General features: G+C 51.8%; 9 protein-coding genes. 3 read left to right on the forward strand and 6 right to left on the reverse strand.

Features of this window, described 5'->3' with window-relative positions; translation table 11 throughout:
- Positions 1-78: 78 nt before the first annotated feature.
- Positions 79-1,269, forward strand: coding sequence for an ROK family protein (locus tag BLR64_RS10360; RefSeq protein ID WP_090714042.1), 1,191 nt, complete (start codon positions 79-81; stop codon positions 1,267-1,269).
- Positions 1,270-1,418: 149 nt separating this feature from the next.
- On the opposite strand, the gene BLR64_RS10365 is transcribed toward BLR64_RS10360, so the two are convergent.
- From BLR64_RS10365 to BLR64_RS10380, 4 genes are all read right to left on the reverse strand, one after another.
- Positions 1,419-2,312, reverse strand: a complete 894-nt coding sequence (locus tag BLR64_RS10365) for a hypothetical protein (RefSeq protein WP_090714043.1) — start codon at positions 2,310-2,312, stop codon at positions 1,419-1,421.
- A gap of 137 nt (positions 2,313-2,449) precedes the next feature.
- Positions 2,450-5,257: a glycoside hydrolase family 2 TIM barrel-domain containing protein gene (locus tag BLR64_RS10370; RefSeq protein ID WP_090714146.1), complete on the reverse strand. Its 2,808-nt coding sequence runs from the start codon at positions 5,255-5,257 to the stop codon at positions 2,450-2,452.
- Between the two features lie 287 nt (positions 5,258-5,544).
- On the reverse strand, positions 5,545-6,540 hold the full coding sequence (locus tag BLR64_RS10375) for a Gfo/Idh/MocA family protein (protein WP_090714044.1): 996 nt from the start codon (positions 6,538-6,540) through the stop codon (positions 5,545-5,547).
- Positions 6,540-7,559, reverse strand: a complete 1,020-nt coding sequence (locus BLR64_RS10380; RefSeq protein WP_090714045.1) for a Gfo/Idh/MocA family oxidoreductase — start codon at positions 7,557-7,559, stop codon at positions 6,540-6,542. Before BLR64_RS10380 ends, BLR64_RS10375 begins: the two co-directional genes overlap by 1 nt.
- A gap of 146 nt (positions 7,560-7,705) precedes the next feature.
- Between BLR64_RS10380 and BLR64_RS10385 the strand changes: the two genes are divergently transcribed.
- Positions 7,706-8,572, forward strand: a complete 867-nt coding sequence (locus tag BLR64_RS10385) for a MurR/RpiR family transcriptional regulator (RefSeq protein ID WP_090714046.1) — start codon at positions 7,706-7,708, stop codon at positions 8,570-8,572.
- Positions 8,573-8,667: 95 nt separating this feature from the next.
- Here the strand turns inward: BLR64_RS10385 and BLR64_RS10390 are convergent, their stop codons facing one another.
- Entirely contained in the window at positions 8,668-9,828 is a 1,161-nt protein-coding gene (locus BLR64_RS10390) for a PQQ-dependent sugar dehydrogenase (protein WP_244157664.1), read from the reverse strand.
- 116 nt (positions 9,829-9,944) lie between these two features.
- Positions 9,945-10,301 carry an MmcQ/YjbR family DNA-binding protein gene (locus BLR64_RS10395; RefSeq protein WP_090714047.1) on the reverse strand — a complete coding sequence of 119 codons (357 nt, stop codon included), beginning with the start codon at positions 10,299-10,301 and terminating at the stop codon, positions 9,945-9,947.
- A 154-nt stretch (positions 10,302-10,455) separates the two neighbouring features.
- Between BLR64_RS10395 and BLR64_RS10400 the strand changes: the two genes are divergently transcribed.
- Entirely contained in the window at positions 10,456-12,117 is a 1,662-nt protein-coding gene (locus BLR64_RS10400) for a ribonuclease J (protein WP_090714048.1), read from the forward strand.
- Positions 12,118-12,204: the final 87 nt, after the last annotated feature.

Genomic DNA, 12,204 nt, shown 5'->3' on the forward strand with positions numbered 1-12,204 from the left:
ACTCTGGAAAAAACGGAATGCTGCCGCTATACTTAAAATAACCCGACTATTCGACTTGGAAATGGAGAATGAATACATATGATTACTCATTCAGCTCCTTCTATAAAAAAACAGGTATATGACCGGATTTTCGAGCATGGTACCGTTTCGAAGGCTGATTTATTACAGCATTTTGCCGTGGCCAGCAGCAGTCTGACCAGGCTGCTGGAAGACATGATTTCACAGGGCCTGATTATCGCCTCCGGCTTCGGCAGCTCTACCGGCGGAAGGAAGCCGGTTCTGTTCCAGACCAACCCCGGCCACCGCTATCTGCTGGGGCTTGAAATATCCAGACTGTACTCCAAGCTTGGGCTGTATGATCTGCATCTCAAAACTTTATCTCTGACACGCTGGGAGATGGATGCCGGGATGACCCCGGAACGTCTGGTGGAGCTTGTCGGTAAAGCTGCGGATGCCTTTATGGCCAAGGAGGGGATTTCATCACAGCAGGTGCTGGGGATCGGCGTTGGTGCGGTGGGTCCGCTGGATCAGAAGAACGGGGTGATTCTGGAGCCGGAGCTCTTTCCTTCCCCTTCATGGAAGAACGTACCGGTATGTGAGATGCTGACTGCTCGGCTGGGAATTCCGGCCAAGCTGGACAATGGCGCCAACACGGCGTTAATCGGCGAACACTGGGCCTTCCGCGGGGAAAATGTCGAGCATGCGCTCTATGTCCATGCCGGAGCCAACATCCGTTCCGGGATGATGTCCGGCGGCAAAATCATCCGCGGTGCCGTTGACACGGAAGGAGCGGTCGGACAGATGATCATCCGGACTGAAGGGCCGCGGCTGAGGGATAAGGGGAACTATGGTGCACTTGAAGCCTTTGTATCTGTACCTTCGCTTGAGGAGCGGGTCCGCAGCGAGCTAAGCAACGGCCGGAGCAGCCTCCTGTCGTCGCTTGTCCCGGAGCGCGTCAATTTCACAGTATTGGTTGATGCCCTGTCAAAGGGTGATCCGCTCGTTAAGGAGCAGTTTACCGAAACGGCCCGTTATCTGGGCATCGGACTGGCCAACCTGATCAATACCTTCCATCCCGAATATGTCATTCTCGGCGGTCCACTGGTCAGTGCTGACCCGCTGGTGTTCCAGACAGCCGTAGAAGTTGCTAAGAAGAATACGTACCGCTACCCGGAGTACAGTCCCGTCTTCACACAGGGTGCACTTACGGATGAAGCAGTGGCAACCGGGGCAGCAATCATGCTGCTTCACGAATGGGAACTGAACTAAAAGCTGCGGTGACCTCTGCAAGTACATCATAAATGGATTTGTGATTTCATTAGCCGCTGACGCTTCATAAAAAAACAGCCTGCACCGGATTATTGATCCGGTGCAGGCTGTTTGGCATTAATTCAGGCAGTTAAACTATAAATCATCTGTTATTTAGTGAGTCTTTGTCTGATCAACACAGCCAGCTCCTCTGCCGTATCCCAGACCAGCGGACGGATGTCGTGCAGCTGGACATCAAGCTGGGCGGCTCCGCTGCTGTGTACGGTCCAGATTACTGGAATGCCCAGTCCAAGCGCATAGCCTGCTGCGAAATATACACCTGCTGAGCGGCCTGTTAAATCAGCTATGATCAATTTGCTCTCGGCAAGCTGCTCCAGCGGATACTGCCCGCTGTCATTCGCCGCCGGATGAGTAAGCACAGACGGCAGATAACCGTATTGGCCGATTGTGGACAATAAGTTTTCCTGCCACAAGGCAGTAAGCTCATCATTAGCGGAAAGAAGCACGGAGCAGGGCTTTAATTTCTTGCCGCCCGCACTTGCGGCAGCTTCATTCCATCCCTGCTGCGTAAGCTGAAAATTCATCCCTTCCCGGATGAGCAGCTGCTCGCTTCCAAGCTTGTCTATGATATATACCAATTCCTGCAGGTTAGGGGAATAGGTCAGGTTATAGCTGGCAGACAGCGGATGAATCATAACAGGGTCCCCCGGAGACTCAGAATGCCGGTACAGGAACTGCAGCAGCCGGTTTCCTTTGTCCTCAATCGTTACCGGGGTTTTGGGACTGCCTGCTATTGAATCCAGATCACCGGAAGAAAGATGGACGTGCTCGCCACAATCGGTCTTTTCCCTGATGTAGCCTGAAACAACATGCAGCAGATCCCGTTTGGCAGCGTGCGACAGTGCATTAATCGCATCATAGCTGTCCTTATGGAGGAAATAGAACCCGCCCGGAGAGCAGGAGCAATCCAGATAACGGTCATATTCCCCCTCCCGTTCGATCGGAACAATAGCATCACAGAACAAACAGTGTTTCTTAGTCATACAACTTATCACCTCGTATCCATTGCTACCCTCTACCATAACACTATTTTGCCGGCAGAAGACTGGTAAATGGCACCAGGGCAATGAGAGCGGACTACAACACCTTATCGGAACTGCATCTGAGGAGCTTCGGACAATTATCGAATAATCCGCTGCAGCTCGTCAATGGTTACCTCTGCCTCCGGATTAAATGCCTCAGAGCGCATGTAGCCGGTAAGACTGGACAGGAATTGTCTGCCCTCCGGAGTCTCAGCAGCCTTATCTGCATGGAGCGGACAAATCAGCAGCCTGCTTTCACCAACGCGGCATTCCAGCAGGAAGCCCAGCTTGTGATTACGCTCGAAGTTGTCGATGGTCTGGACAATCGGACTCCAATTTTGATCCGTACCATCCAGAATAAGTGATTTTGAATGCTCGATAATGTTCCACCAAGGATAAGTGGAATGCTCTTCACTCGGGAAGCTTCCGAGCGCAGGATGAGTATTATCAATCAGCAGACCCATCGTGCCGACCGGCACAGGACGGTTCATGCTCTCGGAGATGGAACGGAACATCGGATAACACCAGAAATCGGTGCTGTAAAAGCCTTGGACCGCATTCTTCAGTGAATTCGGGTCCGGCATCAGCAGGAGATCTGCCCCCTGCTCCAGCAGCGCCCGCGCTTCATCATCAAGCTCATGGCAAACATGCACGTCTTCAAGTCCGGTGCTGCCTGTATCGGGATAAATCCAAAGATCATAGCTCTTGCGGATATCTGTGCCGGTAATCTGCAGATTCAGCTTAACGGAGGTCATTGCCTTAACAACCGGAAGGTCGAGCTTAAGCTGGTATAGTTGAAAATAATTAGCATCTGCCGGAATCTCTGCAATCCCATTTCCTTCACTTAATGTTCCGCTGTCTGCCGTTAAGGACCAATCGAGTTCAAGCGTATCCGGAGTGCTGCTGCGGAACCAGCTGAGCTCAATATCCGCCTGGAACGGTTCCCCGGAAACGTAGTTATATTTCGGGAACCGCGCGAGCAGTACTGCATCATTACAGAAGGTGCGCCATTCCTCCGGTGTAATCATGCCCTTGGAGTCCATAAAAGCATCCAGGATACCGACTAGCGCAGTGCCCTGGCCGCTGAAATCCTGCAGATCCAGCAGCTGGAACCCCGCAAGCCGCTTCGTGCGGAAGGCGGCCTCCAGCTCTTCCTTGTAGCAGGCAGCCGCCAGCTTGCCGGAAGCTGCAAAATATTTGGCAGCAAGATGGCCAAGGCCGTTCTTTTCCAGGCGTTCACGGAAGACCTCGAAATTTTTGGCCTTGAGCGGTCCGCTGTATTTGGCTATTTCCTCGAAATCAGGGTAGGTCGCATATTGGCCGATCTCATGCGAGATGACCGGGATGTGCGGAATCCATTCTCCGGAAGCATCATCAGCCTGTACCGTTTTGGCTTCGGTGCCGTACTGGATCTGAATTTCACCTCCGGTTCCTGTTCCTCCATCCGCACCCGTTGCCATTGCAGGAGGTACGAACTGGTCGTCGTAATCCTTCATGGTTCCCGGCACAGCAGTCTGAACATGGCCCAGCGGCGCATCACACATTGCATAAGAGCCTCTGAACAGCCGGCTTCTGGAGAACCGCACTCCGCAGAAAAAGTCCTCGTGCTCCAGAATTTCCGGCACCCATTGGTGATTATTGGAACCCTGTGTATAAAGCGGTCTGCTGTCAAATTCCTTGTATTCCTTTAGAATGGAATCTATTTTGGCCCTGCTGCCCCACAGCTCATTGCCGAGCGACATCATAACGAAGGACGGATGGTTGCCGAAAGCCTGCAGAATGGCATAGCCTTCGCTCACCAGATAATCCTGCTCCGCCTGATTATGGTTATCGTCGGTCGGTTCAGTGACGGTGCCCCAGAAGGGCAGTTCCGGCTCCATATAGATGCCCAGCAAATCTGCCGCTGTAAAAGCCGCCTCAGGCGGACAGCAGGTGTGGAACCGGTAATGGTTGATGCCGTAGGATTTGGAAATCCCGAGGATTCTGACCCATTCTTCCACATCGGTCGGCGCATAGCCGGTCAGCGGAAAGATCAGTCCGTCATGCTTGCCGCGCAGAAAGGTCTTCTGTCCGTTTATAGCAAATTTATCGCCGTCCGCCTTGAACTCCCGCAAGCCGAAGACAAGCTCGTTGCGGTCAGCTACAACACCTTCTCCAGTACTTAGGGCAAGGCTCACATTGTACAGATTGGGTGCGAATTCACTCCACAGCAGCGCATCAGGGCCAAGGCTGTATTCTAAGTCAAAATCCCCCGGTGTGAGCACATACGTCTGTGCAGCCGCCACATGTCCGGCTGCATTCACAGCATCACCGTTGAAGCTTGCAGCGGATACAGTCAGCACTGCTTCTGCGCTGCCTTCAAGCTTAGCTGTGATGCGGAGCGAGCGGCTTGCCATATCCGGAGTAAGCCGGATTCCGCTCAAATACGATTCAGCGAAGAACTGCAGCTCCATCCGGCCGGTGATGCCATTCCAGTTCGTCTGGGTATCCGGGGAGGTCATATGTCCGCCTTTGGTAGGGTATCCGGTGTTGCTGACACAGACTGTAACGTTATGGCTGCCTGCCGTCAGGCGGCCCAAATCGTACACATGTGCTGTATTCAGGCTGTCCCGGCTGCCGATTTCCTTCCCGTCAATATAAAGCGTTGTCATCCGCGTGCGCTCCAGATACAACCGGCATGACAGATCAGCGGCCTCCTCAGTGATCTCAATCTCCTTTGAATACCAAGCCTGGCCTTCGAACAGATATTCGTCAGTCAGCGCGCTGATCAGAACCTCCTCGTTCTTGGGTCCTTTTCGGGCGTAAGAGGTCGTGCCCGGTAATTGAATAGTATCAGTGTAAGGCAATACAAGCCCCTTTTTGTCTCCATCCAGCTGCAGCTTCCATTCGCCTTCCAGCTTGATCATTGTCTGCAAGAATCCCACTCCCAATCGCATATTTCTGCTAATTCAATATAAAGGATGAATAGTATAGTCCTGTTGTTAATTATAGTCCTATATTTACATGTTATCAATTTATATAATTTTTATAATAACAATAATAACATGCGTGTAGAAATCCTAATAAGCCGTACGGTGATCCGTACGGCTTGCAGTCCTAAGTTATTCATTTTGTTCTCGCCTTAATACCACACTCATTTTACTCTAACTGCACTTCATACAACTATAACTGCTATTTTCTTCGTTCGACTCCTTTACGCGCCACGCCGGCCGGAACCAAACACCAGCCCGGCCGATTGCTTTGCCTGTTCAACGACCTGCATAACCTTGCCGCTGTGCTCCAGCATCTTGTTCACTGTGTTCAGGTCCCCTTCCCGGATGATCCGTTCAAATGCCTTGAATTCATCATACATCCGGTGAGGATGATTCTTCCGGTCTATCTTCACGGGCGGCTGTTTGCCCTGTACATATTCAAAGCTGTCAATCCCGTTTGCGGGCCCGGACATATGGATATATCCGCGGGTCCCCTGAATGTTCACTCCATTCTGCCCGGTGCTGTCCTTGGCCCCGATACAGACGCATTTGAATTCACCGTAATCCAGCAGCAGGATGCCGGAGGTATCAATGCCGCGGTCCATATTGGCATGATAGAGCACCTTCTCCGGACTCCCGAAGCAGCCGACTGCAAAATGGATATTATAAATATTGATATCCATCAGTGCCCCTCCTGCCAGCTCCGGATTAAAGGCAGGCAGCACCTCTCCGGCCAAAAAGGCATCGTACCTGGACGAATATTGGGAGTAATTGCATTCTACGATTTTGAGCGGGCCCAGCTTGGGCAAATGCTCCTTCAGAAGCAGGTAATTGTTAAGATACTGGTTGGAAATAGCCTCGGCCAGAACCAGCCTGTTCTGAAGAGCTAGCCGCTGCAGCTCCAGGAATTCCTCCAGATTCGAGGTGAACGGCTTCTCGCAGATCACGTGTTTGCCTCTGAGCAACGCCTCCCTTGCGTATGTGAAGTGCAGATGATTCGGAAGTCCGATGTAGACTGTATCGACATCCGTATCCGCGAGCATTGCATCATAGCTGTGGTAAATCTGCGGGATTCTGTGTTTCTTTTGCAGCAAAAGCAGCTTCTCCTGATGTTCGGGCTTGGAACAGATCGCCTGTATAGCAATCCCCGGTATTTCCTGCACAAAGCTGAGCAGATCCAGGACTATGTTCCCCGCTCCGGCAATTCCGAGCTTCATCAGCTGCACCCCTCGATCCCGCGTTCCAAAATTTCCATGACGGCAACCGTTTCATCATCCCTGATTGTTTTTTCCCGGCCGTTGACAATCGCCTCATAGATGTCGTCATAGACCCGGGCATAATCTCCTTTGGCGGATACAATCTTTTCTTCATGGTAGTTGCCCTCATCATTCAGATAGGTCAGCGTCCCGTAATGTTCAGGCGTATCCACCCCGAAATCGGCATGTCCCTGCGGCAGGTAAAATAATTTGAGATGCTCTTCCTGGCGGTCGATCGAATGCTTGACGAATACTCCCTTTTTACCGTAGACCACAAAGCTCGGCCGGGCCTTCAGACGGAAAAAGCTCGATTTGACCGATACCTTCAGCGTGGAATAATAAAAGTCGAGATCAAAATAATCGTTCATTCTGCCTGATCCGAGCAGCTGCCGCACATCATAATGCACCCGGTCCGGTGTCCCGAAGTAAGAGATCACCTGATCAATCGTATGAACGCCATGTCCGAACAGGTAGCTGCCATACCGGGAAAACTGCGTAACCGAATTCGGAGTCTCCGGCCGGTAATAGTCATAATTCATCTCAACCTCCAGCAGCTCGCCAAGCTTGCCCGATTCAATTACTGCTCTCGTAGTGAGGAAGTCTGAATCATAACGTCTGTTCTGGTAACACTGGATAATCAGCTTCTTTTCCCGGGCATACTCAAAGATCGACTTTGCCTCTTCGGCGCTCATCATAAAAGGCTTCTCTACCAGCACATGTTTGCCGTGGTCAAGCGCCAGCTTGGCATATGAATAATGCGAATCGATATGTGTGCATACGACGACCAGTTGGATCTCGGCATCGTTCATTACGGCTTGGATATCATCTGTATACAGAACACCGGGAAGCTTGTCCCATTCTGCTTTGTACGGATTGCGGGCGTAAATGGTTTTTACCTTCAGATAGTCCCGGTTCAGGGCAAACGGCAAGTGATAGCGGTTGGTGCTTTTGCCGTTTCCAATATAAGCGATGGTCAGCATGTGCATTCCCCCTGTGGTCTTTTTCGTTTATTATAAAGGAACTTGTACAGGCGTAAAGAATCTGGAGGCAAAACGGTACAAACGACCAAATCACAGCACCATCTGCCCTTCATGATTGAACAAAATGTTTATCGAGGTGAAAAGCTTTGAAGCTGCTGCGGCAATTATCAGAAATGCCCCATTTTACAACTAATGAGCAGAGCATCGCAGCCTATATCCTGCACCACAGGGAAAATATGCTGCAGCTTAACATACAGGAGCTTGCCAAAGCTACCTATACGTCCCACTCGGCAATCAACCGGCTGACCCGTAAGCTCGGTTTATCCGGGTTCAAGGAGTTCACGCTCCAGCTTGCCCGCGAATTTCAGCAGCAAACCCAGATTCCCTCCAGTGTCGATCCGAATTATCCGTTTGGCTATGGGGAGACCGCGCTGCAGGTAGCAGGGGAAATAGCCGGACTAATGAAAGAAACGGTCAGCAGAGCCTATGCCTATCTGGACGATGAAGTCCTTGCACAGACAGCGGGCATGCTGGATCAGGCGAAAAGAATCTTTATGTATGCCTTGGGGGATTCCCAGATCCGAGCCAGGAGCTTTCAGAACAAGCTGATCAAAATCAACAAATATGCTGTAATTGCAACAGAGCTGCATGAATGGGCATACCATACCGTTAATCTGACGCCGGAGGACTGTGCAGTCTTTGTTACATATCACGGGAATTCACCGGTTTATTTAAAAGCAGCCCGCCACCTCAGACGGCAGGGAGTCCCTGTTATTACCATTACCGCGGCCGCTCAAAGTGAGCTGGCACAGCTCAGTACGCATTGTATCTGTGTTCCTGATGACGAAGTCAAGCATGCCAAGATCGGAACCTTCTCCTCGCAGATGGCGTTTGAATATGTGCTGAATGTCATCTTTTCCTGTATCTATAAGATATCCTACAAGCATAACAAAGAGTCTGCCGAGCAGACGCTGAACAGCCGTTACATTAATGAGCTAATGGACAGTGAGTAGTACGGTCCACAGCATTCATTCTATACAAAAACAGCAGCTTGCGGCTGCTGTCCCTGTATTACAGGATACTCAGCCTTAGGCAGGCAGTGTAACACTTAGCCTTCATCCAGCGCAGACAGGGAGACGCGGTACAGCTTGTCATCCTCCTCCTGAGGAGTACCCCGCCCGTCGGTATTATTGCTGACAAAATAAAGCATGTCATCTGCAATCAGCACATCACGGACCCGGCCATATCCGGTTACAACTTCCCGTTCCCCGCCAGTTTCCAGATTAAATGCCAGTATGGCACTGCCCCGCAGAGCCGCTGCATACAGCCTGCCGTCAGCATAAGCCATGCCTGACGGCGCCCAGGTCGTATCACCGCCTGATGTGAATAAAGGCGTCACCATACCTTCCCTTTGTTCTTCCCCTTCGATAACCGGCCAGCCGTAATTCAGACCCGGTTCAATTTCGTTGATCTCATCATGGCTGCGGTTGCCATGCTCACTTGCATACAATACCCCGTCCTCCGTCCAGGCAAGACCCTGAGCATTCCGGTGGCCGTAGCTGTAGACATAGGAATCTGCAAACGGATTATCCTCCGGCACTGACCCATCGAGGTTCAGCCGCAGAATTTTGCCGCCCAGACTTCCGCGTTCCTGGGCAATCTCCGCATCACCGGCATCACCTGCCGTGGCATACAGCTTGCCGTCAGGTCCGATCCCAAGCCTTCCGCCATGATGCACAGAGCCGGCTGGAAGATTGTCAAGCAGCAGGTCTTCTTCCTTCCAGGCATCCTTCTCCAATCTGAGCGTTACGATGCGGTTAAAAATTTCCGGGCCTTCATCATAAGTGTAATAGGTATAAGCCAGTCCGGTCTCCGCAAAATCCGGATCAAGCGCAAGTCCCAGGAGGCCGGCCTCGGAAACGCCCGCCAGCTCCTTCTTCAGCTCAACCCGCTGTTTTACCGCAGTCCCGTCTTCAATTTTCACGATGCTTCCGGTCCGCTCTGTTATATACAAGACATCGCCGTCCTTGGCTATTGACCAAGGCACTTCAAGATTAGCGGCAAGAACCTCCGGTTCCGGTACTGCGTCTGTTTCAGGAGCTGCTGTCTGTACAGGCAGCGCTGATACTCGCGGAGCTGAAGCCGCAGGCTGTTCCTGAACCTGATTCTCCTGCGCTGCCGGCAGGGACAGCGGCGGCTCTTCTGCTGCGGACGAGCAACCGGCGGTTATAAAAGCTGTCAGTAACGATAACATCCAGATTTTTTTCAATACGATGCACCTCTGCTCTCCTGTTTATGGGCTTCCTCCTGTCAGCTGTCTGTATATGTATTTATAAACGGATGCAGGTACCCTAACTCAGGGAGCATTGCAGAGCTGCCGCCATCCTATTCTTCCAAAAGGATATCGCGCCGGCTTCTTGGAAGCTCGGCGACAACCAGATTATAGGAATGGTCGATCATGTCATAAATCTCAGCCAGTGATAAGGAACCGTCGACGATAACGGTATTCCAGTGCTTTTTGTTCATATGATAGCCCGGTTTGACGGCCTCGAGCTGTTCACGCAGGTTCCCGGCAATTACAGGGTCGCATTTCAGATTGATCCGGAATTCATCCCTGGTTCCCCTAAAGATCAGCGCAAACATTTTACCTCCGACTTTAATGACTTCCGATCCGGGTCCGAAGGGCTGCTCCAACCCCGCCCCCCGCTTGCTCAGGCAGTAAGCCGTAATCTTCTGCTTCATCTCAGTACCTCTCCCTTTAGCAGCAAGCTGCTTAATGCTTCTAATTATAAGAACTGGCGTTCTGCCAGGCAAGCCTGGAATTACGGTATTAAGGATAATAATCCGCGCGGCTATACATAATACCAGTAAACCTACAATAAAGGAGGCACGTATAATGCCAGAGAACCGGCTTTGGATTGGTGCACTGGGCGGCGTAACGGAGATCGGCAAAAATATGTATTTCATTCAGTACGGTGATGATATTATCGTGGTTGACTGCGGCTCCAAGTTCCCCGATGAAAGCCTGCTGGGTATTGACCTGATCATTCCGGATATTTCGTATCTGCTGGCTCATCCCGATAAAGTGAAGGCCCTGATCGTCACCCACGGCCATGAGGATCATATCGGAGGTATTCCGTATCTGCTGAAGCAGCTCAATCTTCCGCTGTATGCCTCCAGTCTCACGCTTGGTTTAATTGAAAGCAAGCTTAAAGAACACGGACTGCTCCGCCAGACCAGTCTGCACCGCATAGATTCGGAGTCCATTCTTGATTTTGGCAGCATTAAAGTGAGCTTTTTCAGAACCAACCACAGTATTCCCGATTGCCTTGGCGTTGTATTCGATACACCGGAAGGCACCGTTGTGCACACAGGCGACTTCAAGTTTGATATGACCCCTGTCAACAGACAGTATCCGGACATACATAAAATGGCCGACATCGGTAAAAAAGGCGTCCGTTTTCTGCTATCTGAAAGCACCAATGCCGAACGGCCCGGATTCACTCCGTCTGAGAGACTGGTGGGTACACACATTGAAGAAGCTTTTCAAAAAGCGGACCGCAGAATCTTCATCTCCACTTTTGCCTCGAATGTCCACCGCCTGCAGCAGATCGTTGATGCCGCCAGCCTGACCGGACGCAAGCTCGCCCTGCTTGGCCGGAGCATGGTGAACGTTGTAGGTGTATCCCAGGAGCTGGGATATTTGAATGTGCCGGATGGGATGCTGGTCGAACCCGCCGAAGCGGCCAAGCTGCCGCCGCATGAGATCGCCGTCCTGTGTACAGGGAGCCAGGGTGAGCCGATGGCCGCTTTGTCCCGGCTGGCAAATTCCAGCAACCGGCAGATGGAGATCAGTACCGGGGACACCGTGCTGCTCGCAGCCAATCCGATTCCCGGCAATGAACGCAATGTAGCCCGGATTATTGATAACCTCTACGTTCTGGGCGCCAAGGTCATCTATGGTTCGCGAAGCGAGCTTCATGTATCCGGGCATGGCAGCCAGGAGGAGCTGAAGCTGATGCTGACACTGATGAAGCCGGAATATTTCATCCCGATTCACGGGGAATACCGGATGCTCCATCATCACCGCCTGCTGGCTGAGGCTGTAGGGGTTGAAGGGGACAAGATCTTCCTGCTGAAAAACGGCGAGCTGGTCGAATCCGCAGGCGGCGTTGTCAGACAGTCGGGACGCGTACCCGCCGGGCAAATCTATGTTGACGGCCTTGGCATCGGCGACATCGGCAACGTGGTTCTGCGGGACCGCCGCCAGTTGTCTGCAGACGGTATTCTGATCACGGTGATCACCCTGAGCCAGTCAGACGGACGGCTGCTGAATGAACCGGATACCATTTCCCGCGGATTCATTTACGTCCGCAATTCGGACAAGCTGATCGAGGAGATTAATCAGCTTGTCGTAGCGACCCTCGAGAAATTGAACCAGGCAGACCTGGGCCAGTGGAATGTCATCAAACAGACCCTCAGAGAGGCTCTCGGGAAATTTCTGTACGAGAAAACCAAGCGCCGTCCAATGATCCTGCCGATTATTATTGAAGTGTAATATACTGAAGGCCCGCGAAATTTCGCGGGCCTTCAAATTGGTTGTCCTACCTCCTCCTTTTTGCGAATAGGCTAGTACTGGCCAGTA

It is taken from the genome of Paenibacillus typhae, from assembly GCF_900099765.1.
GTDB classification, from domain to species: domain Bacteria; phylum Bacillota; class Bacilli; order Paenibacillales; family Paenibacillaceae; genus Paenibacillus_AQ; species Paenibacillus_AQ typhae.